The organism is Aeromonas sp. 75A, from assembly GCF_051919425.1.
In the GTDB taxonomy this organism is placed as follows: domain Bacteria; phylum Pseudomonadota; class Gammaproteobacteria; order Enterobacterales; family Aeromonadaceae; genus Aeromonas; species Aeromonas veronii.
Genome location: NZ_JBQBES010000002.1, coordinates 63660 through 86161, shown reverse-complemented (window position 1 = coordinate 86161; position 22502 = coordinate 63660). Strand labels below are relative to the sequence as shown.

Annotated in this window: 16 protein-coding genes; 10 read left to right on the top strand and 6 right to left on the bottom strand. The window is 58.7% G+C overall.

Going from position 1 to position 22502, the window contains the following annotated elements; genetic code table 11:
* The first annotated feature begins 218 nt into the window (after window positions 1-218).
* Entirely contained in the window at window positions 219-1274 is a 1056-nt protein-coding gene (gene aroG, locus ACTG2T_RS00380; RefSeq protein ID WP_005351268.1) for a 3-deoxy-7-phosphoheptulonate synthase AroG, read from the top strand.
* A 126-nt stretch (window positions 1275-1400) separates the two neighbouring features.
* Here aroG and ACTG2T_RS00375 read toward each other — a convergent pair whose 3' ends face one another.
* Complete coding sequence (locus tag ACTG2T_RS00375; RefSeq protein WP_005360022.1) at window positions 1401-2996, bottom strand: methyl-accepting chemotaxis protein; 1596 nt, start codon at window positions 2994-2996, stop codon at window positions 1401-1403.
* A gap of 256 nt (window positions 2997-3252) precedes the next feature.
* Between ACTG2T_RS00375 and hutW the strand changes: the two genes are divergently transcribed.
* Window positions 3253-4614 (top strand): heme anaerobic degradation radical SAM methyltransferase ChuW/HutW, encoded by a 1362-nt coding sequence (hutW, locus tag ACTG2T_RS00370; RefSeq protein WP_236322375.1) that lies wholly within the window; start codon window positions 3253-3255, stop codon window positions 4612-4614.
* A gap of 111 nt (window positions 4615-4725) precedes the next feature.
* On the opposite strand, the gene ACTG2T_RS00365 is transcribed toward hutW, so the two are convergent.
* Together ACTG2T_RS00365 and ACTG2T_RS00360 are read right to left on the bottom strand one after the other, a co-directional pair.
* Window positions 4726-6123 (bottom strand): DEAD/DEAH box helicase, encoded by a 1398-nt coding sequence (locus tag ACTG2T_RS00365; protein ID WP_330124416.1) that lies wholly within the window; start codon window positions 6121-6123, stop codon window positions 4726-4728.
* Between the two features lie 182 nt (window positions 6124-6305).
* A complete protein-coding gene (locus ACTG2T_RS00360) occupies window positions 6306-6782 on the bottom strand; it encodes a glutathione peroxidase (protein ID WP_330124415.1) in 477 nt (158 codons plus the stop codon).
* A gap of 350 nt (window positions 6783-7132) precedes the next feature.
* Here ACTG2T_RS00360 and ACTG2T_RS00355 point away from each other — a divergent pair, with 350 nt between their 5' ends.
* Together ACTG2T_RS00355 and ACTG2T_RS00350 are read left to right on the top strand one after the other, a co-directional pair.
* Window positions 7133-7741: a 2OG-Fe(II) oxygenase gene (locus ACTG2T_RS00355; protein WP_330124414.1), complete on the top strand. Its 609-nt coding sequence runs from the start codon at window positions 7133-7135 to the stop codon at window positions 7739-7741.
* Between the two features lie 204 nt (window positions 7742-7945).
* Window positions 7946-8935, top strand: coding sequence for a D-alanine--D-alanine ligase (locus tag ACTG2T_RS00350; protein ID WP_330124413.1), 990 nt, complete (start codon window positions 7946-7948; stop codon window positions 8933-8935).
* A gap of 170 nt (window positions 8936-9105) precedes the next feature.
* Here ACTG2T_RS00350 and mngB read toward each other — a convergent pair whose 3' ends face one another.
* Together mngB and mngA are read right to left on the bottom strand one after the other, a co-directional pair.
* Window positions 9106-11760 (bottom strand): mannosylglycerate hydrolase, encoded by a 2655-nt coding sequence (gene mngB, locus ACTG2T_RS00345; protein ID WP_330124412.1) that lies wholly within the window; start codon window positions 11758-11760, stop codon window positions 9106-9108.
* An 86-nt stretch (window positions 11761-11846) separates the two neighbouring features.
* The gene (gene mngA / locus ACTG2T_RS00340) at window positions 11847-13793 is read right to left on the bottom strand and encodes a PTS 2-O-a-mannosyl-D-glycerate transporter subunit IIABC (protein ID WP_330124411.1); all 1947 of its coding nucleotides are present in this window, start codon (window positions 13791-13793) and stop codon (window positions 11847-11849) included.
* A gap of 247 nt (window positions 13794-14040) precedes the next feature.
* On the opposite strand from mngA, the gene ACTG2T_RS00335 reads away from it, so the two are divergent.
* Window positions 14041-14760 (top strand): GntR family transcriptional regulator, encoded by a 720-nt coding sequence (locus ACTG2T_RS00335; protein WP_005337027.1) that lies wholly within the window; start codon window positions 14041-14043, stop codon window positions 14758-14760.
* Between the two features lie 114 nt (window positions 14761-14874).
* Here ACTG2T_RS00335 and xseA read toward each other — a convergent pair whose 3' ends face one another.
* Window positions 14875-16254 carry an exodeoxyribonuclease VII large subunit gene (xseA, locus tag ACTG2T_RS00330; RefSeq protein WP_330124410.1) on the bottom strand — a complete coding sequence of 460 codons (1380 nt, stop codon included), beginning with the start codon at window positions 16252-16254 and terminating at the stop codon, window positions 14875-14877.
* 289 nt (window positions 16255-16543) lie between these two features.
* Here xseA and ACTG2T_RS00325 point away from each other — a divergent pair, with 289 nt between their 5' ends.
* The 5 genes from ACTG2T_RS00325 to ACTG2T_RS00305 all read left to right on the top strand — a co-directional run bounded on the left by ACTG2T_RS00325 (window position 16544) and on the right by ACTG2T_RS00305 (window position 22376).
* Window positions 16544-17095, top strand: a complete 552-nt coding sequence (locus ACTG2T_RS00325; protein WP_330124409.1) for a cytochrome b — start codon at window positions 16544-16546, stop codon at window positions 17093-17095.
* Window positions 17096-17538: 443 nt separating this feature from the next.
* Window positions 17539-19002: an IMP dehydrogenase gene (gene guaB / locus ACTG2T_RS00320; protein ID WP_005345006.1), complete on the top strand. Its 1464-nt coding sequence runs from the start codon at window positions 17539-17541 to the stop codon at window positions 19000-19002.
* An 84-nt stretch (window positions 19003-19086) separates the two neighbouring features.
* A complete protein-coding gene (gene guaA, locus ACTG2T_RS00315; protein ID WP_129504193.1) occupies window positions 19087-20676 on the top strand; it encodes a glutamine-hydrolyzing GMP synthase in 1590 nt (529 codons plus the stop codon).
* 378 nt (window positions 20677-21054) lie between these two features.
* On the top strand, window positions 21055-21327 hold the full coding sequence (locus tag ACTG2T_RS00310) for a hypothetical protein (protein WP_005337011.1): 273 nt from the start codon (window positions 21055-21057) through the stop codon (window positions 21325-21327).
* Window positions 21328-21641: 314 nt separating this feature from the next.
* Window positions 21642-22376, top strand: a complete 735-nt coding sequence (locus ACTG2T_RS00305) for a hypothetical protein (protein WP_330124408.1) — start codon at window positions 21642-21644, stop codon at window positions 22374-22376.
* Window positions 22377-22502: the final 126 nt, after the last annotated feature.

Below are 22502 nucleotides of genomic sequence, written 5' to 3'. Positions count from 1 at the left end.
ACTGACAAACCCGTCATCACCGACGCTTCGGGCCCGCGCTGAGCGGGCCTTTTTGCCTTCCTCACCAGCATCGTCATTTCGCTTAGCATCATTTCAATAACTTGCAAGATTGCCATATAAAATAGTTTTGTGATTGCTGTAATTTCCTATTTACACATGCGCTGTCGCGGGCTATGTTGAGATTTCCTAATCGCAGTCATCTAGCAGGAAGCCTTGTCATGCAGCATCAAACCGACGACGTTCGTATCAGTGAAATCAAAGAGTTATTACCCCCGGTTGCGGTGCTTGAGAAGTTTCCGGCTACCGAGGTTGCCTCGTCCACCGTTTTTGAATCCCGTCAGGCCATTCACAATATTCTGGCCGGCGAAGATGATCGTCTGCTGGTGGTGATTGGTCCTTGCTCCATCCATGATCCGGTTGCCGCGCTGGAGTACGGCAAGCGCCTCAAGGCGTTGCGCGACGAGCTGAAAGGTCAGCTGGAGATCGTGATGCGGGTCTATTTCGAAAAACCGCGCACCACAGTGGGCTGGAAGGGGCTGATCAACGATCCGTACCTCGACAACAGCTGCAAGATCAACGACGGTCTGCGCATTGGTCGCAAGCTGTTACTGGATCTCAACGACATGGGGCTGCCGACTGCCTCCGAGTTCCTCGACATGATCACCCCGCAATATGTGGCGGATCTGATGAGCTGGGGCGCGATCGGTGCCCGTACCACTGAATCCCAAGTACACCGCGAGCTGGCCTCCGGCCTCTCCTGTCCGGTGGGCTTCAAGAACGGCACTGACGGCACTATCAAGGTGGCCATCGATGCCATTGGCGCTGCCAGTGCGCCGCACCACTTCCTGTCGGTCACCAAATACGGTCACTCCGCCATCGTGGCGACCCGCGGCAACCCGGACTGTCACATCATTCTGCGTGGTGGTCGTGAGCCGAACTACAGCGCGGCCCATGTCAGCGAAGTTGTGAAGGGGCTGGAGAAGGCCGGTCTGCCCCAGAAGGTGATGATCGACTTTAGTCATGCCAACAGCAGCAAGCAGTTCAAGAACCAGATGGTGGTGGCCGAGGATGTGGCCGGTCAGCTGCGTGCCGGCAGCAAGGCGGTGTTTGGTGTGATGGTGGAGAGCCATCTGGTAGAAGGCCGTCAGGATCTGGTGGAAGGGTGTGAACTCACTGTTGGTCAGAGCATCACCGATGCCTGCATCGGTTGGGCCGATACCGAAGTGCTGCTGCGCAATCTGGCGGATGCCGTCGCAACCCGTAACGCCCGTTAAAGCTATCCTAGCGGCGCTGTTAATAGTCAGCGCGCCGCTGGAATAGCAACGCGGCCGCTCGGCCAAATCGAATCCATAAAGCAAAAGCGCGACCCTCGGGTCGCGCTTTTTCGTTGGTGAAGTGCATTACCAGCGGTAGGTTTTCAGCAGTGCCTCCAGTTTCTGGCACTGCTCCACCAGCTGGATGCTGGCGAGGTTGGCGGCGTGCGCCTGACCCAGGGTGTCGTTGGAGGTGTTGCGAATATCGCTTACCGAGCTGTCTACCTCATGGCAGACCCTGTCCTGCTCTTCGGCCGACTGGGCCATCTGGGCGTTGAGGTCATTGATGCGGGCGATGCGCTCGATGATGTTCTGCATGGCTGCCAGGGTCGCTTCGGTCTTGCTGATGCTCTCATCGGCTTTGCTTTTTGCATCCCCGATCACCGTAACAGCGCTCTGGGCCTCATTTTGCAGAGCGGCGATCATCTGGGAGATCTCTTCGCTGGCGGCGCGGCTGCGGTTGGATAGGGCCCGTACTTCATCGGCCACCACCGCAAAGCCACGGCCTTGCTCACCTGCCCGGGCCGCTTCAATTGCAGCGTTAAGGGCCAGCAGGTTGGTCTGATCGGCAATCCCCTTGATCACCTCGAGTACGCCGTCAACCGCCAGGCAGCGGCTGTCGAGCTGCTGGATCACCTGATCCACCCGATCGATCTCTGCCGACATCTCGCCCATATCGGTGATGGAGTGCTGGGCGAGGCGACTGGTGTCAGCGGCATCCTGATTGGTGAGGGCGGAGAGCTCGGCGCTGTGGCGGGCATGTTCGCGCACCTCATGAGAGCTGGCGGCCAGCTCGCTGACGGCGGCGGCAACCTGGGTGGTCATCCCCTCTTGCTGGCGGGCCGAGTTTTCGGTCTGGGTCGCCACCTGACGGATCTGGTTCGACTCCTGATAGAGCTGGTGGGTTGCCCCTTCCACCTCCTGCAGGCTGTGGCGGAATCCCTGCACCATGTCATTGACGGCGCGGGTCATCTGGCCCAGTTCATCCCGGCTGTGATTGACCAGGGGGAGGGCGAGGTCGCGCTCTTTGGCCATCCGGATCATGGTGAGCTGCAGCTGGCGCAGAGGGTGTTTCACGTAACGTTGCAATACCCACCAGAGCAAGCCGAAGCCGAGGCTGAAGACGGCGGCCAGGCTGCCGCTCAGGATCAGGTTGTTGTGGCGGATCTCGCCGAAGGTGTGGCTGAGGTCATAACTGATCCGCACTGCCCCCATCACGGTTCCTTCATTGACCTGGTGGCAGGTGAGGCACTGGGTGCCGCGATACTCCTTGTAAGCTTTGAACGGTTTGATCAGGGTGAGCCGGTTGCCCTGCTGCTCCAGGATGGCTTCGCCCTGATTGATGGCACGCTCATCGAGGGGATCCTGCGCTTTCTGATCCGGATGACCCGGGCCAAACAGGTTGCTTACTGCTGGTGCGCGCACCAGACGGGCCTCAACGATGCCCGCTTCACTCTTGAGTTTGGTCTGCACTATCTGCCGGTTGGCCATGCCACCTGTCATCATCAGCACGTTCACCTGATCCATATAGGTGTTGGCCATGCTCTCAACTTTCTCCTCTGCCAGCCGGATGGCGAGATCCCGTTGCAGCCAGGCGGAGAGTTCGAAGCAGAGGCCAAAGGTGGTGCTGATGACCAGCGCAAGAGGGAGGAATATTTTCCAGTTCAAGGAGAGGTTATGCATTTTGGGCAAGTTCCATGCGCTTGGTGTTGTTATGTGATCCCGTATCATCTTGATCGTAGACGAAGAAACGGCGGGAGATGGTTCTCTATCGGCACACGATAACCACTCTTGAGTAAATAATCTGTTAAGCAGATCGGTAATGCAGGTTGCCAAAATGCCTTTCGGTAGGGGGGCTGCTCCTCAGGTTGATCCAGAACAAATTGCCAGTAACGATAATCGTTATCATTGTCATTATTTGCTGATAATAGTGACCATCATGAATCTGACCCCTTCCATGACCGGTATTGCCACGCCGGATCCCCTCAAGTTTGCTTTTAGCGCCAAGACCTCGGCTCACGCCAGTCGGGGAGGGATGCGCCCCTTCCCGCTGGATGAGGCTGGCTGGCAGAGCTGGTGGCAGCGAGAGAGTGAAGCTGAGGAGCGCGCCCTCTACATCCATATTCCGTTTTGCCGCAAGCGCTGCAGCTTCTGCAATTTCTTTGAAAATGGCGCCAACCCGGCGCGGATCAACCGCTATGTCAACGCCTTGTGCGCCTCCCTTGCGCAGGCGGCTGACACCCCGCTGGCGCAGAGCATGCCATTTTCAGCCGTTTATGTGGGGGGCGGTACGCCGACCGACATGAGCGCCGATGAGCTGGCCATGCTGGCCGCCGTGATCCGCCGTTTCCCGCTGGCGGCCGATGCAGAGGTGACGCTGGAGGGACGCCTCAACGGCTTTGATGATGAGAAATGGCAGGTGGCGCTGGCGGGGGGCTTTAACCGCTTCTCCTTCGGGGTGCAGAGCTTTGATACCCGGGTGCGTCAGCAGGCGGCCCGTTTCGATGACAGGGAGACGCTGCTGACCCGTCTGGGTGAGCTGACCCGGGATGATGCGGCTGTGATCGTGGCGGATCTTATCTTTGGTCTGCCCGGTCAGGATGATGCCGTGTGGCAGCAGGATATCCGCGATGTGATGGCGAGCGGTGTACACGGGGTCGATCTCTACCAGCTCATCGCCATGCAAGGCACCAATCTGGAGCGAGCGCAGGAGAAGGGCACCCTGGATTGGCTCGCCGATGGTCAGCAGCGGGCGGCCATGTATGCCTATGGCGGAGCGCAACTGGAAGCCCACGGCTGGGAGCGTCTCTCTTGCAGTCACTGGCGGCGCAGCCCGGCCGAGCAGAGCCGTTATAACCAGATGGCCAAGCGCGGTGCGGAGATCCTCCCCTTTGGCGCCGGTGCGGGGGGCAGTATTCTTGGCCATGGCTTGATGTATGGACGGGATCTGGCCCCCTGGCACGACGCGCTGGCCAGTGGCAAGCGGGCGCCCGGGATGGTGATGGGACGCAATCCCAATGCAAGGATGGACGGTCTGCTGCGTGGCGCCCTCGACAGCGGTGTGCTGGCACTGGATCGTCTGCCGATCTCCTTGCGTGCTCATCTGATGCCGCTCTTCTCTGCCTGGCAGCAGCATGGCTTGGCCGAGATAAGCCATGAGCGATTGCAACTCACCCTTGCCGGACGCTTCTGGAACGTCAATATGCAGGCTGGCTTGTTCGAGTTCTTGCAGCTCAATCCGCTCGATGGTTCAGCGCCGCCCAGCCATGGTACCGCTGCGGTGCGACATTCGCTGGTTTGAGCCCGAGCGGAGCATTTGCACGGAGCACTTGCACGACTCCGTGCGATCCATAACGAAAGAGGGAGCCTTGCAGGATCCCTCTTTTGGCTTGGCAGTTAGCGTCGCACGAGCTTACTCGTCGCTGCTCTCCTGATAGCTGTCGCGCATTGCTTTGGGCAAGCGGCGCATTGGCGCAAAGCCGATATCCTCACCCACTACTTCCCGCTTGCGGGACTTGTTTTGAGGAGACTGGGCCGGTTTTTTGCTGGCGTCACCCTTGCCTTTGCCAGCGGCTGGCTTGCCCTTGGCATTGCTGCTCTTGGCGTTGGCATGACCACGAGCCCGAGGCGGGTTCTGCACCGGCTTGCTGCCCGGCAGAGTCTGGCGACTCGGCTTGCCGCTTGGCTCATACCCTTCCAGGATCTCTACGGACAGGGATTGGCCGATCAGGGCTTCGATCGCCTTGAGCTGGCCCAGCTCATCCTGACTGACCAGCGAGATGGCCTCGCCGCCACGACCGGCGCGGCCGGTACGGCCGATACGGTGGATGTAATCTTCCGCCATCTGGGGCAGTTCGAAGTTGATCACGTAGGGCAGTTGATCGATGTCCAGACCGCGGGCGGCGATATCGGTCGCTACCAGCACCCGCACTTCGCCACTGCGAAAATCGGCCAGCGCCCGGTTGCGGGCTCCCTGGCTCTTGTCACCGTGGATCGCCACGGTATTGAGGCCATCTTTTTGCATCTGCTGGGCGAGGCGGTCGGCGATCTGCTTGGTGCGGACAAACACCAGTACCCGCTGCCAGTTGCCACGGCCAATCATGTGGGATAGCAGCTCGCGGCGGCGTTCCCGATCCACCTGAATGATGCGTTGGGTCACCTGCTCCGCGGCAGTATTGCTGGGGTCAACCTCGATGAGTGTGGGGTGGTTCAGCAGATCGTCCGCCAGCGCCTTGATGTCGTTTGAGAAGGTGGCAGAGAAGAGCAGGGTTTGCCGCTCTGCAGGCAGCGCCTTCATGATGCGGCGGATGTCGACGATAAAGCCCATGTCGAGCATGCGATCCGCTTCATCCAGCACCAGCACTTCCAGCTGGCTCAGAGTCAGGGCGCCCTGGGTCAGCAGATCCAGCAGACGGCCCGGGGTGGCGACCAGAATGTCCACCCCCAGCTTGATGGCGTCCAGATTGGGCTTGATGCTGACACCGCCATAGGCGATCAGAGTCTTGAACGGCAGGTGGTGGGCATACTTGATGATGCTCTCGCCAACCTGTGCCGCCAGTTCGCGGGTCGGGGTCAGTACCAGTGCGCGTACCTGACGACGGCCACGACCGTGGTTGGCCAGCAGACGCTGCAACATCGGCAGGGTGAAACCGGCCGTTTTGCCTGTGCCTGTCTGAGCGCCGCCGAGCACATCCTGACCGGCCAGAATGGCCGGAATCGCTTGCTGCTGGATGGGGGTTGGCTGTTCGTAACCCAGCTCCTTGACGGCCCGCAGAATATGCGGAGACAGACCCAGTTCGTTGAATGACATGTTCGAGAGACACTCCTGAGATGAGCCTTTGGCTCAACGGGCAGCCAGCGTGTTGGGGCCAGCCACGATATGGAAAAGATAGTGGGGCCGTAATATAGCAAAAGAGCGGCCGCTGCGCAGTAGGTGTCGCACCGGCCGCCATACAATCGTTCAACGCAGTGGCGTAAAACGGTGCGGGAGCATCAGAGCATCTCGCGGATCTGCTCGGCCAGACTCTCCGGTTTGGCCTGGGGGGCGAAACGCTCCACCACGTTGCCATCGCGGTCGATCAGGAACTTGGTGAAGTTCCATTTGACGTTTTCCAGCCCAAGAAATCCCGGTTTCTGTTGCTTGAGCCACTGGTAGAAGGGGTGGGCATGCTCACCGTTGACATCGCACTTGGCCATGATGGGGAAGGTGACCGGATAGTCGAGGGAGCAGAAGCGGGCGATCTCGTCCGCATCCCCCGGCTCCTGCTGACCGAACTGGTTGCAGGGGAAGCCCAAAATCACCAGCCCCTTGGGGCCTAGCTCCCGATAGAGTGTTTCCAGCCCTGCATATTGGGGAGTAAAGCCGCAGCGACTGGCCACGTTGACCACCAGCACTACCTTGCCCGCCAGTTGAGTTAGCGGGTAGGGGGTACCATCCAGTCGTTGCAAAGTGAGATCGGGCAGAGGCATGAGAAGATCCTTTCGTGGGTGATGCGCGGGTTGTGCCGTGAGTGGTTCGGTCGGTGACAGAGACAAGCGCCGGATGAACAGCAACATGGCGATGCGGCTACGGTATCGGCTGGCTCTTGGCACCGCAAGGAGGCTGCGGCGCCTCCTCGTCCCGATTGCAAGGGCCATCACAGTTTCGACAGCCAATACGCTCCTTGGCAGCGCGGGATCACAACTGGCGACAAAAATGCGGGGAGGCGGGCAGCAACTCGCGTATTGATGTTGGGACTTCTCAAGAGAAGCAAACCGGTTTGTGACTTTGCCGGTAAGTCGCTACAAAGCGCCCTCTTTCCACTCATTGTGAGCCAATCTTGGACTATCAAGCTGCCATGGATGCCATTTACACCCGGGGATGGGTGATAGTGGATGATTTTTTGACTGCCGCCGAGGTGGATGCCCTCAAAGCCTGTTTGCCAGGCGAATGGCAACCGGCCGGGATCGGCCGTGACGCCCTGCATCAGGGCAATCCCGACATTCGCCGTGACCAGATCCACTGGCTGGAGCCCTCCCTCGGTGCGCCGGTGGCTGACTACCTCGCCCGGATGGAGTCCCTGCGTCTTGCCGCCAACCGGATGCTGATGCTGGGATTGTTCGACTACGAGGCCCACTTCGCCCGCTATCGCAGCGGGGATTTTTACGCCACCCATCGGGATGCCTTTGCCGGTCGCTCCAACCGTCGCCTGACGTCGGTCTTCTACCTCAATAACGACTGGCAACCCGAAGCGGGTGGAGTGCTGCGCATGTATGACGACAAGGAGCAGTTTCTGATGGATGTCAGCCCCAAGGGGGGGCGGCTGGTCATGTTTCTCTCCGAGGAGTTTCCCCACGAGGTGCTGCCTGCCAATCGCGAGCGTTACAGCATTGCCGGCTGGTTTCGGGTCAATGGCAACGGCATGGGAAGGGTCGATCCCCCGCGCTGAGGGGCAATGTGTCCCGATTTTGACACAGGGGAGACTTTTCACTGCAAGAAGTGGGGTCATGGGTCTCCCATCAGCTGACAAGGGTTGATCTCCCTTGCTACACTGGCGCGCACTTATGTTCGTATCTGGCTTCGTCCGGTTTTTATGGTGGTTGGCTTATCAAATGGTCATGACGAGGCCGCTTTTCCCAAGGGATCACATCTAATGAAGAACATGCATGTCTTGCTGCTGTGCGGCGGCGGTGGCTCCGAGCACGAGGTTTCTCTGCGCAGCGCCAATTTCCTCGAGCAACAACTGGGCCTTCTGCCCGGTGTCGAAGTGACCCGCGTCGAGATGTTCGCCGATCGCTGGCTCAGTGCCGATGGCCGCGAGTGCAAGCTGGGGCTCGACAAGCTGCTTTCGTTTGACAGCGTGGCCCGTCCGGTGGATTACGTGGTGCCCTGCATCCACGGCTACCCGGGTGAGACCGGCGATCTGCAATCCTTCCTCGAACTGGCCGGATTGCCTTATCTCGGTTGCGATGCCGAGGCGAGCAAGATCTGCTTCAACAAGATCAGCACCAAGTTGTGGCTCTCCGCCATCGGCATTCCCAACACCCCGTACCTGTTCCTGACCGAGCAAAATGACGCTGCGCTGGCCGAAGCGAAGGCCGCGCTGGCCAAGTGGGGCAAGGTCTTTATCAAGGCTGCCTCCCAGGGCTCTTCCGTTGGCTGCTACTCCGCCAGCAACGAAGCGGATCTGGTGAAAGGCATTGCCGATGCCTTCGGTTACTCCGAACAGGTTCTGATCGAGAAAGCGGTCAAGCCGCGCGAGCTGGAAGTGGCGGTTTACCAGTATGGTGACGAGCTGGTGGCGACTTATCCGGGCGAGATCTGCGTGCCGCAGGACAAGTTCTACACCTATGAAGAGAAGTACAGCAGCGCCAGCCATACCGAGACTGCACTACGTGCCGAGGGGCTGACCGAGGCGCAGGCTGACGCTATTCACGAGTATGCCCTCAAGGCGTTCCGTCAGCTGAAACTGACTCATCTCTCGCGCATCGACTTCTTCCTGACCGATGAGGGGGAGATCTTGCTGAATGAAATCAACACCTTCCCGGGCATGACCTCCATCTCCATGTTCCCGAAACTGCTGGAGCATCACGGTCACCGCTTCGCCGACTACCTTGAGCAGATCCTGCGCAAGGCCAGCTAAGTGCGCGCTCCCGCTCGCGGGATGAAGCAGGACCCAATAAAAAAATCCCCGCCAATCGGCGGGGATTTTTTATGCCTTTATCAAGCGGGGCAGGCCAGCTTGAAGGGATAAACAGGCGGGGAGGGGATGACTCTTCCCCGCCTGTTGCTACCAGTACGTGTTACCGGCGGTTAGCCGCGAGCCACCCGAAAGCGCACGCTGCGGGAGTGGCAGGGCGCCAGCTCACCAAACTCGCCAGCGGCCAGTTCAAGGGGCAGGGGCTGCTCGTCCATCCGCACCGCTAGCCAGTCGTTCAGGGCGTGTTCGCAGCTCACTTTGCCACCCTCCAGTACCGCCTGCTCGCTCGGGTTGTAGACCCGGATCACCAGCGCCTCTTCATCTTCAGCCTTTTTCAGTGCGCTCAGCACCGGACCGGAGGGATCCATGGTGAGCAGACTGAAGTGCAGCGGGGTAGTGAAGCTCGCCTTGTTGAGCTTCATGGCATCGAACGGGATCTTGTTGTAGCACTGAACCGGGGTGAGGTAGCTGCGCGCCGCCTGCATCACGTTGGCGCTGATGTGATCGCCAGCAAACGCCAGCAGGCTGAAACGGCAGCTGAGCTTGCCGCGCACCTGGGAGTCCGGGGTGGGCAGCTTGATGCCGGAGGGGCGACCCGGGCGCAGCAGCAGCTCCTCTTTACCGAGTACGCCGACCCCGCGCAGCAGGGTGAGTGCCAGGGTGTCGCACTGCTCACCGATCACTTCAAACTCGCGCAGACCGTCACTCAGCACCGCCAGCCCCTGCTTGCCATCTTGCAGGGCGACGAAGTTCATCAGCTGCCAGACCGGAATGGGAGCCTCTTTCCACCCCTCCGCTTCCCAGTCGGCCATGGCGCTGTCGCGTGTGGGGCGAGTGATGCAGCCAAACTGGTTATCGGAAACCACGGTGTCGCTCGGGAAGGGGGTGGGGATCAGCACCCGCACCCGGTGATCATCGGCCTGATTGTCGAGCTCCAGCTCGATGTCGATGCGTGGGCTCTGGTGCGCCAGCGTGATGCGGCAGGTGACATCGAGGTGGCCGCTGCACTGGCGGTTGGCCCGCTCGGCGAGGTTGGCAGGCAAGGCCATACGCAGTTTGAGGGTGGCGATGCTCTGCCATGCCTGATGGGTAACCTCGCGGGTCACCGCAAACTCGGTGGAGTAGCGCAGCCACTCGTCCCGCGATGGTGAGTAGTCATACTCGTCGCCATCATCTGAACCCTCTTCCAGCGTGAGCACCTGATCAAAGCGAGTGCCGCGCAGTTTGTCCAGGATCTGCATGGTGCCGTTGTCGTTGAGGGCGATGCGATAAAAATCGTTCTCCAGCAGCTCGCCGCAGGCCGTCACCGGCTGCTCCAGTCCCGGCTGGTTGCCCTCGATATGGAGAGTGCAATAGCCCATAGACGGTAGGGGATGGCAGAGCTGGATGTCGTACTCCATAAAGGGGTCGTAGTTGCCGTAGTGCACGATCTGTCTGTCCACCAGTCCCGGGTCAATCTCGCGTCTGGCGCGGATGAAGTAGGGGACCGGCTGGCCCGCTTCATCGCGCAGGGCAAAGGATTGGGCGCGAATGCGGATGCTGGTGTTGATCACCTCCTGACGGGGGAAGGGCATCAGGTTGAACAGGCAGAGCTTGTCGGCTACCTGCACGCCGTCTTCGCACAGCGCCACCGGCATGTTGTCGACAATCTTGCGCATGTAGAAGCGGATCAGGTTCTCGGCCATGTCGTCGGCCAGAATGAAGCGGGTCATCACCTCCTGATGCACCTTGTCGCTGCAGCAGCAGCCGATGCTGTCATGGGCGTGGTTCTTCATGATCTCCTTCCACATCTTCTCAAGCAGCCCGTGGTGGTACTCGAAGCCGAGCGCCCAAGCGATGCTCGCCAGCGGCTCGAGGATGTTGACGATCTTGTTCTCGATGGCGGCGTGAGCCAGCTTGATATCCATCCGGGTGGAGGAGATGGTACGGTGTACCCGCATGTATTTGCCGTCGTTGAACTCCCCCTTGAGGGTGGCCAGCTGGTCGCGGCATGCCTCGATACGCTCGAAGACCTGCTCGAAGCGGCTCATGTGGAATTCACGCTGGGGGTAGATTTCCCGCAGCTTGTCGATGATGGCGAAGATGTTCTGTTGCAGTGGCATCTGGTCGTGGCCGTTGGGCAGCAGGATATCCTTGGTCACCGAGGCCTTCTCCAGCACCTCGAAGTAGGATTCGAGCCGCTTGCGCAGGCCTGCTTCATCTTCCGGCAGGTACTTGCCGATGGCGTAGCCGAGCGGCAGCACCTGGGTGGTCACCTCGCTGCCATCGTTGCTTTGCCAGAGGAACTCGGTCTTGTCGGTGCCGTGGCGCTCGGAGCAGCCGCGCCAGAACATGGCCCGATCGATCCCGAAGCCGTTGAAGATGTGGGGCAACTGGGAAGACATGCCGAACGAGTCGGGCAGGTAACCGATCTTCATCGGCTCGCCAAGGCTGAGGCAATCGCGCATCCCGTAGAGCAGGTTGCGCAGGATGGACTCGCCGCTCACCTGCATGGTGTCGGTCTGGGTGTACCAGGGGCCGATGATGAGCTTGCCCGCTTCCACCAGTGCCTTCACCCGGGCCTTGTTCTCGGGCTGGATGGCGAAGTAATCCTCCAGCACCGCGGTCTGGCCGTCCAGCACATAGAACTTGTAGTCGGGGTCGGATTCAAGCCGCGCCAGGATCTCCGCCATATTGTTGACCAGCAGGATGCGGGACTCTTCGGTGGTGAAGTACCACTCCCGATCCCAGTGCATGTGCGGCGTGATGTGAACTCGTGAAACTGTCATGACAATGATCCTTTGCTGACGCACGGCGGCCCTTGCCTGCCGTGCGGAAAAATAGTCTGTTGAAAAAGTGGTGGTGAAGATGCGCCTTACTCTGCGGCGACCACCTGATAGGTGCCGCGCTGCATGGCGTGACGGCGCCAGCCGATCAGCACCACAGTGGAGATAAGGGTGCCCACCAGCGCCGCACCGAGCCAGACGGCGGCCGCCATCATGGCGCCGTGGCCGCCATCGTGGAGCAGGAACAGAGAGAAGATGCCGGCCCCCGGGGTGGAGAGACCAATCCCCATGGCACCCACCATGGCGCCGGTGACCACCGAGCCTGCGAGGAAGGAGCCGATCACCCGGATCGGATCTTCGATGGCCATCGGAATGGCGCCCTCGGTGATCCCTGCCAGCCCCAGCAGCCAGGTGGACTTGCCGGTCTCGATCTCGAAGGTCTGGAACAGGCGCGGCGCCAGCAGGGTGGAGAAGGTGACGGTAAAGGCCGAGACCATCTTGACCGCGCCGAAGATGGCGTAGGGGCCGTAGACCCCGTTGGCCATGGCGCCGAGGCAGAAGGCGTAGGCCGCCTTGTTGACCGGGCCACCCAAGTCAAACGAACACATAAAGCCGAGCAGGGCACCCAGCACCAGCGCATTGGTGCCGGAGAGGCCGTTGAGCCACTCGGTGAGGCTGTTGTTGAGCCAGGCTACCGGCTGGCCGATGACAAACAGCATCAGGCTGCCCGCCACCAGGGTGCCGATCACCGGATAGAGATAAAAGGTGAGAAAGCCGTTGAAGTTGGGGCTAAGGCGCACATGTTGCTTGACCCAGCGCATCAGGTAACCGGCGATAAGACCACCGACCACGCCGCCGAGAAAACCGGAGCCAATCATGTTGGCGGCCAGTCCCGCCGCAAAGCCCGGGCCCAGCGCCGGTTTGTCTGCCAGCGAATAGGCGGTATAGGCCGCCAGCACCGGCACCATCAGGGTGCCCAGCATGCCACCGCCCAGCTTGCGGTACATCCAGAGCCAGGAGTTCTCGGTATCAAACAGATGTTGCAGGCCGAAGATCTGGGCCAGCAGCACAGAGACGGCGAGCACGGTACCGCCCGCCACGATCAGCGGCACGGCAAAGGAGATGCCGCTCAGCAGCGCCTGCTTGAGCTCGGTCTTGAGGCTCACCTTCTTGCCGGTCTGCGCGTCGCTCTGGCTGGGGTTGGGCGTCGGGGCGGTGCGCCCGGCCTTGGCCGCTTCCAGCGCATCATTGAGGATCCGCTCGGCATGGCGGATGGGCTCGGCCACCGGCGTCTCGATACGGGGGATTCCGGCGAAACGCTCCTGCTCCTTGATGGCCACCTCGGCGGCGAAGATGCAGGCCACCGCAGCATCGAGCGCCTCTTGCGGCAGGCGATCCTCGATGCCGTTGGCACCCTGCTTCTCGACCAGTACCCGAATGCCCAGCTTGCGCCCCGCCTTTTCCAGATACTCGGCAGCCATATAGGTGTGGGCGATCCCCGCCGGGCAGGCAGTGACACAGACCACTGTGGATTGATTTGTATCTGATTTGTCTTCTTTTTCTGGTTTCTTGCCACTATCCCCTTCACCATCGAGCAGCGCCATCAGTTGCTCGGCACTTTGGGCCGCCAGCACCGCCTCGCGGGTATCGTCATCCACCAGGGCCGTGGTGAGGGTGGTGAGCAGTTGCATATGGGTGGAGCCCGCCTGATCGGTCGGGATCGCCAGCATGAAGATCAGGTTGACCGGCTCGGGGCCATCGATCCCCTCCCAGCCCAGCTCCTCGCTCAGGGTAGCGACGGCAAAGGCCGCTTCGCGCACCGCATCGCACTTGCCGTGAGGTACCGCAAGCCCTTCGCCAAGGGCGGTGGGGCCCTGTGCCTCGCGGGCCATGACCGCAGCCAAAAAGGCGGCCTTGTCGTGCAGCTTGCCGGCCTGATCGAGCCGATCAGCCAGAGCATGAATGGCCGCATCCCGATCGGCAAACCGGGTTTGCAACGTGATGAGATGGGGGCCGGTAAGACTGGTCAGATTCATGATGATCCTCTGTCAGGTTGGCTTGCCAGCAAGCCGTCATGGTGAAAGTGACAGCGATGCTAACAAACCGGCCGACTGATTTTTGTGAGTGGTATCATACAATTCGTTATTTGTATTGTTTTTGTATTGTTTTGTCGGGGTGATTTGTTAGGTCAAATGAGGCTGAGCCGTTTTGTCTGTCCGGTAACTGGGGTAGAATGACGCCTCTTCCATTTATCATGGCGCAGAGCCGACGAGGTGGCCTTTCGTGTCGAAAAAACCCATGTATCGCCAGATAGCCGACACCATCCAGCAGTGGATTGCGCAAGGGGAGCTGGCCCCCGGCGATGCCCTGCCCACCGAAGCCGAGTTGCGCGAGCAGTTCGGGGTGAGCCGGGTGACGGTGCGTCAGGCCCTCAAGCAGCTGACCGAACTCAATGTCATCGAGAGCATTCAGGGCAGCGGCAGCTATGTGCGGCAGGAGAAGGTGAACTACGACATCTATCAGCTCACCAGCCTCTATGAGAAGGTGACCGATCCGGCGGCCGAGACCCACAGCGACATTCTCGCCTTCGAGGTGATCAAGGCGAGCAGCGAGCTGGCCGAGCGGCTCAATCTGCTGGAAGGGGCGCTGGTCTACTACGTCAAGCGGGTGCGCTTTATTCGCCAGATCGCGGTAACACTGGAGGAGACCTGGATGCCGCTCGCCCTCTTCCCCGATCTCAGCTATGCGGTGATGCAGGGCTCCAAGTACCACTACATCGAAGAGGTGAAGCAGCTGGTGATCGACCGCAGCGAGCAGGAGATCATTCCGGTGCTCCCCTCGGCGCAGGTAGTGGAGGCGCTCGGTATCGATCCTGCCAAGCCCATTATCGAGAAGGTTTCCCGTGGCTTCTTGCAAGATGGCACCGTGTTCGAGTTCAGTCGCAACTTCTTCAAGAGTGATGATTACAAGTTCACCCTGGTCGCCCGTCGCGCCAAGGGGTGAGGTCGCAAGCATCCGAGACCAAAAAGGCCACCACCGTGTTTGCGGTGGTGGCCTTTGTTTTTGGCTGATCGCCGGGTTGAATAGCAGATTGGCTGGTGGTTTGACTCAGCCGATCTACTGCGCAGAGTCCTTGACGATCCCCTCGACCCGTACCTGCAGGCTCCCTTGCGCCAGGGTGGTGACGAGCTGATCGCCACTGTTGACCTGATCGGCGCGGCTGATGACTTCGCCACACGCAGTGCGGGTGATGGAGTAACCGCGACCTAGGGTAGCGAGCGGGCTCACCCCATCGAGGCGGGCGGTGAGCATGGCGAGGCGGTGGCTCGCAAGGTCTTGCCGTTTTGCAATCAGGGCATGAAGCCGCTCCTCGGCCAGCTGATGACGGCGCTTGCCAGCTGCCAAGAGGCGCTCCGGGCTCTTGCCCTGCAGGCGCAGCTCAAGGTTGGTGAGGCGTCGCTCTCCCTGATGCAGCCGCTGGCGCAATAGCTGCTGCAAACGGGTGGAGAGCTCGTCGAGGCGCTGGGACTGCTGCTCCAGCCTCCGCTTCGGATCCTGATGGTCGAGCCGCTTTTGCAGCAGGATGAAATCGTGGCGGGCGGCGGTCTGCTGGCGGCTCATCGCCTGCAGCAGTCGCTGCTTGAGGTGAACCAGACGCTGGGTACGGGCGCTCTGATCCGGCGCCACCAGCTCGGCGGCAGCCGACGGGGTAGGGGCGCGCAAGTCGGCGGCAAAGTCGCTGATGGTGACATCCACCTCGTGGCCCACTGCGCTCACAACAGGGATGGCGGAGTGGGCAATGGCACGCGCCACCGCCTCTTCGTTGAAGCACCAGAGATCTTCAAGCGACCCGCCGCCACGCCCGACGATCAGCACATCCACATCGGCGCGCTGGTTTGCTTTGGCGATTGCTGCGACGATCTGGCTGATGGCGGCGCTCCCCTGCACCTGAGTCGGGTAGATAAAGACCGGCAGATCCGGCGCGCGCCGTTTAAGCACCGTCAGCATATCGTGCAGGGCGGCACCTGTGGCGGAGGTGATAAGGCCCACCGCCCGCGGTTCACGGGGCAGCGGCCGCTTGCGGCCTTCGTCAAACAGCCCCTCGGCGCCGAGACGGCGCTTGAGCTCTTCAAAACGCAGCGCCAGCACGCCATCGCCCGCCGGCTGCATCGACTCGATGATCAGCTGGTAGTCACCGCGCGGCTCATAGAGGGAGACCCGCGCCTGCACCAGCACCTGCATGCCATCCTGCGGGCGGAAGGCCACCCGCCGGTTGTTGCCCTTGAACATGGCGCAGCGCACCTGCGCCGACATGTCCTTGAGGGAGAAATACCAGTGGCCGGAACTTGGCATCGCCAGATTGGAGAGTTCGCCGGTCAGCCACACCAGCCCCAGATCCTGCTCCAGGATCATGCGCACGGCGCTGTTGAGGCGGGTGACGGTAAAGACCTGCTGCTCGCGGCCGTTCGCCGCACTGGATGGGGTAAATCGGTTCAATGGCGTACCTGTGGTCTGCCCCGGCGTGGCCGGGATAAAACGATGGCCGCTATCTTAACCCGAAACAGGGGGAGGGCGCTAAGCAGGAGGCGCCAGCAGCAGAAAAGCAAGATTGGAAACGCTGCCGTTTATTCGGGCAGGCAGTATGGCTCCCGACAAAGCCCTCGCACTTGCCTGCATCTGACCAAGTTGCGGCTTGCCTCGATGCCGTTGATCTCTTAGGTGCTGCTGATATTCACGGCACCACCATCTTGACCAGCGTTCACTCGCCCCCTGTTTGGAGTAGCTTATGAATCCCTCCACCCACTTAAGTTTGACGACCCGTTTGCTGCACTGGTCGGTTGCCTTGCTGATGATTGGCCTGACCCTTGTGGGCTATCTGATGGTTAAATTTGAAATATGGGATCTCTATGCCCTGCATAAATCTCTGGGGGTGATTGCACTGATCTTGATCCTGCCCCGCGCCATTCTCCGCCTTGTTAAAGGGTGGCCTGAGCCTGTGCGTCAATATCCTATTTACGAGGCATTGGCAGCCAAGGCGATCCACTGGGGTTTGCTGATTTCAACGCTGCTTATTCCGGTGTCCGGTCTCTGTTATTCCGCAGCGGCTGGCCGAGGAGTCGCGATATTTGGCTGGTCTATTATCCCGATGAATCCAGATATCCATGATCCGGCCAATGTAATTCCACTCAGTGAATTCGTTCGGGATATTGCTCACACAATCCATATTTATTTGCCATATGTCATGCTGGCATTTTTGCTGGTGCATATTGTCGGGGCGTTGAAACATCATCTGCTGGATAAAGATAATACCTTGTTGCGGATGGTGGGGCGAAAATAATAAACAGAGACACCCCTTGTTGTGCTGGGAAATATATATTGGCAACGGGTGAAATTTATTATCCAGACCGAGTAAGGGACATTGAGAGGAGAATGATACCGGTGCGAGTGGTCGCCGCGAGGGCAAGAGACAATATAAGGACACAAGACTGGGGAGGGTGGTCAGAGGCCGCTTGCTCCCTGAGCCCCTGTCGATCATCCCGTTGCATGGGGGTTTGGCTGCGTCGGCACCTACCGGTTTTGCATAAATCACCGGTTAGCCAACTCTTTTGCCCCGAAATGGCGCTTTTCGTACTGATAATCTTGGTTTTTTGGCGTTTTGGCCGCCTAAAAGAGGGCTATGCCATAAAAAATTCAAAAAACTTCTTTACCAGTGACCAATGCGTGAGTAAACTTCGTCGGCAATATTTTACACCCCCACTTCCTCAACGGTGAGATATTGCCATGCTCAGGATTGCCAAAGAAGCGTTAACCTTCGACGATGTACTGTTGGTTCCCGCCCACTCCGAAGTTCTTCCCAATACTGCCGATCTGCGTACCAAGCTGACCTCCGCCATCAGCTTGAACATCCCGATGATCTCCGCTGCCATGGACACAGTGACCGAAGCCCGTCTGGCTATCGCACTGGCCCAGGAAGGCGGTATCGGCTTTATCCACAAGAACATGTCCATCGAGCAGCAGGCTGCCGAAGTGCGCAAGGTCAAGAAGTACGAGAGCGGTGTGGTCACTGACCCCGTCACCGTGCGCCCTGACATGACCATCGCCCAAATCAAGGAGCTGAGCCACAAGAACGGCTTCGCCGGTTACCCCGTGGTGACTGACGGCAATCAGCTGGTCGGTATCATCACCGGCCGTGACGTGCGCTTCGTGATTGACCTCTCCCAGACCGTTGAACAGATCATGACCCAGAAAGATCGTCTGGTCACCGTGCGTGAAGGGGCCCCTCGCGAAGAGGTGGTTGCCCTGATGCAAAAGCACCGTATCGAAAAAGTGCTGGTGGTGAACGGCGACTTCAAACTCAAGGGCATGATCACCGTTAAAGATTTCCAGAAAGCCGAGCGCAAGCCCCACGCCTGTAAAGATGACAAGGGTCGTCTGCGGGTCGGTGCTGCCGTTGGTGCCGGTGCCGGCAACGAAGAGCGCGTCGCTGCGCTGGTGGAAGCCGGTGTTGACGTGCTGCTGATCGACTCCTCCCACGGCCACTCTCAGGGCGTGTTGGACCGCATCAAGGCCACTCGCGACGCCTATCCGGATCTGCAGATCATCGGTGGCAACGTGGCGACCGCCGCTGGCGCCAAGGCGCTGGCTGCTGCCGGTGTCAATGCGGTCAAGGTCGGTATCGGCCCGGGCTCCATCTGTACTACCCGTATCGTGACCGGCGTGGGCGTGCCCCAGATCACCGCCATCTCCGACGCCGTTGACGCGCTGGAAGGCACCGGTATTCCGGTGATTGCCGATGGTGGTATCCGCTTCTCCGGCGACATCGCCAAGGCCATTGCCGCGGGCGCCAGCTGCGTCATGGTAGGTTCCATGTTCGCCGGTACTGAAGAAGCGCCGGGCGAGATCGAGCTCTATCAGGGTCGTTCCTTCAAATCCTACCGTGGTATGGGTTCTCTGGGCGCCATGTCCAAAGGCTCCAGCGACCGCTACTTCCAGACCGACAACGCCGCCGACAAGCTGGTGCCGGAAGGCATCGAAGGTCGCGTGCCGTACAAGGGCCGCCTCAAAGAGATCATCCATCAGCAGATGGGCGGCCTGCGCTCCTCCATGGGCCTGACCGGCAGCGCCACCATCGACGACATGCGCACTAAAGCTGAATTTGTGCGCATCTCCGGCGCCGGGATGAAAGAGTCCCACGTCCACGATGTGACCATTACCAAAGAAGCCCCCAACTATCGGATGGGCTGATAAGACGGGGCCCTGCGCCCCGTTTTTCCACCCTTTTTTTATCCCGTGCCCTTTGTGACAACATCAGCCTGATGCAGGAATAAAATGACTAAAGACATTCACCAGCACCGTATCCTTATCCTCGACTTCGGTTCCCAGTACACCCAGCTGATCGCCCGCCGTGTGCGCGAAATCGGCGTTTACTGCGAACTGTGGGCCTGGGACGTAACCGAAGAGCAGATCCGCGAATTCAATCCGAGCGGCATCATCCTCTCCGGCGGCCCCGAGTCCGTCACCGAAGCGGGCAGCCCGCGCGCCCCCGAGTATGTATTCAACGCCGGTGTCCCTGTGTTCGGTATCTGTTACGGCATGCAGACCATGGCCGAGCAGCTGGGTGGCAAGGTGCAATCCTCTACCGAGCGTGAGTTCGGTTACGCCAAGGTGGAAGTGCTGGGCGAAGCTGGCAAGAGCAGCGCCCTGTTGCGCAATATCGAAGATGCCATCGCCGACAACGGCAATGCCCTGCTGGATGTCTGGATGAGCCACGGTGACAAGGTCACCACCATTCCGGCCGACTTCACCACCATCGCCCAAACCCCGACCTGCCCCCACGCGGCCATGGCGTGTGAGGCCAAGCGCTTCTACGGCGTGCAGTTCCACCCGGAAGTGACCCACACCCGTCAGGGTGCCCGCATGCTGGAACACTTCGTCAAAGACATCTGCGGCTGCGAATGCCTCTGGACCCCAGCCACCATCATCGACGACGCCGTTGCCCGCATCCGCGAGCAGGTGGGCGACGATGAAGTGATCCTCGGCCTTTCCGGCGGTGTCGACTCCTCCGTGGTTGCCATGCTGGTGCACCGCGCCATCGGCGATCGCCTGACCTGCGTCTTCGTCGACAACGGTCTGCTGCGTCTGAACGAAGGCGAGCAGGTGATGGAGATGTTTGGTGACCACTTTGGTCTGAACATCATCAAGGTTGAAGCCGAAGATCGCTTCCTCTCTGCCCTGGCCGGTGTTGACGAGCCGGAAGCCAAGCGCAAGATCATCGGCCGCGTCTTCGTCGAAGTGTTTGATGATGAAGCGAAAAAGCTGAAAAACGCCAAGTGGCTGGCGCAAGGCACCATCTATCCGGACGTTATCGAATCCGCTGCCAGCAAGACCGGCAAAGCCCACGTCATCAAGTCTCACCACAACGTCGGCGGCCTGCCGGAAGAGATGAAGATGGGTCTGGTCGAGCCGCTGCGCGAGCTGTTCAAAGACGAAGTGCGCCGCGTTGGCCTCGAGCTGGGTCTGCCTTACGACATGCTCTACCGTCACCCGTTCCCGGGTCCGGGTCTGGGCGTGCGCGTCCTTGGCGAAGTGAAGAAAGAGTACTGCGATATTCTGCGCCGCGCCGATGCGGTCTTTATCGAAGAGCTGCGCAAAGCCGACCTCTACAACCAGGTCAGCCAGGCGTTCGCCGTGTTCCTGCCGGTGCGCTCCGTTGGCGTGATGGGCGATGGTCGCAAATATGACTGGGTCATTGCCCTGCGCGCCGTCGAAACCATCGACTTTATGACCGCCCACTGGGCACATCTGCCGTACGACTTCCTCGGTCACGTATCGAACCGCATCATCAACGAGATCAACGGTATCTCCCGCGTGGTGTACGACGTCTCCGGCAAGCCGCCCGCAACTATCGAATGGGAATAAGCGGCTCGCGCCCTTCTGCCCATCGAGCATAAAAATGCAAAAAGACGCCCTTGAGGCGTCTTTTCTTTTTTCAATCGTTTGCGCCACATATCTTCTTTTTTCGAGCAGCTTTTTCGCCACCTTGCCCCTGTCATATGTGACAGGGGCATTTTTGCCATCCCGCACTAGGCTCTCTCATGCCAATTGAGCCCGCTGTCAACAGCGGCTTGTGGCTGGGGGGGGGCAGATCCAGTTGCAGATAGCTGCGTAAATTTGCCTATCGTTATCGCGCCAACCGGCAGTGATGACACCCCGGTGGAGACCGGAAACCACTTGAATCAACGGGGCGCAGCCCGAACGGCCAAACGAGTCGGGACCATAGAGCACGGAGAGTTTGATATGTCAGAACAAGCAGTGTTGGTGGGTGGATGGACCGCATATCACAAGCTGACTGCCGAGGATCAGGCGGTATTTGATCAGGCGCTGAAAGGATTTGTCGGGGTGCAATACGTACCCTTTGAAGTCTCCACTCAAGTGGTGGCTGGCACCAACTACCGCTTCAAGTGCAAGAGCACTGTGCCGCTTGCCAAACCGATCCATGGCGAAGCCGTGGTGCAGATATTCAAATCACTGGACGGGGATGCCCATATCACCTCCATTACCCCAATCTGATTGGGTGGTGGGGCATGGCGGGGAGGGGGAATAACCTCCAAGCTTTTTGCTCCAAGTCCTGAAAATAAGAAAGACGCCTTAGGGCGTCTTTTCTTTATCTATGATCTGGCACCGCAGATATATGTCCAGCATTGATACTTCTTATTTAATTTCTTGATCTTGCTCAGGAAACTGCCATCTCACTCTTTTTCTTCTCTGACTTGCTCGTTAGTATATCCGTCTGGATATGGCCTCCTTGTGGTCACCAATGAATCAGACCAGAGATATCGCATTGATCAAAAGCACTAAACTGGTTGGTAATGTTATGAATTAACATGATTTATTATGGCGATCATGATGATGAGGCGGAGTTGTATGGATGGTTTTTATACCGACTTTCATCTAATCACTGTTATAACTATAGAGATAATTCAGTGGACCAATTTTTACAAGCAAATGTACTAAAAGCAGATTTAGTAACTATTGATGCTCAGTTTACGGAAAAGGGCATAGGTGATATGTCTACTATGATTTTGTTGAAACAAAGTCTGATATCAGTAGCGAATTTTGTCGATTTTGAAGTTACAGTTCGTCAAGTGTATAAAAAACACCCGGAGTTGAGTGGGTACTATAAATCATTCTCCAAAGAGTGTGACTTTGCGAAGTACTTAAGAAACAAATTTGTAGGTCACTTAAAGCAAGAATTAGTTAACAAGGCTCTTGAGTGGAACCCCGAGATTCGGATGCTTATTACTAACATGGATGACCCTATCTCTGCATATTTAGTAAACCTACTTATTTTGGAAACTGCGATTAACACATACGTTGATGGTGAGGAAAAGCATAAGATATTTGAGTCTGAAACAAGTTTGAGTTACCCGCCTGATAACACGAGGTTTCAAAAGTTTTTGACTAAAATTATTCGATTTTCTATAGAATACCTCGGAAAATACTTAGAGATAAGACAGCAAGAGATGCAACTTAAAATTAATGAAGATAGCAGTTTCGATAGCATGCTGAAATTAGGCAGTGCAGCTGGAAAAACCAAATTTAGCTTTATAAAAAAATAATTATAAAAAGCATTTAAGAGTGGTTCCCAACACTTGTCATTTTTCATTCCAGAGTTGTGTTTCGTATTTTTTAGGTGATTGAGGTTTGGTGGTAGTGTAGCTAAATATTTAACATGGCGTTAGAGC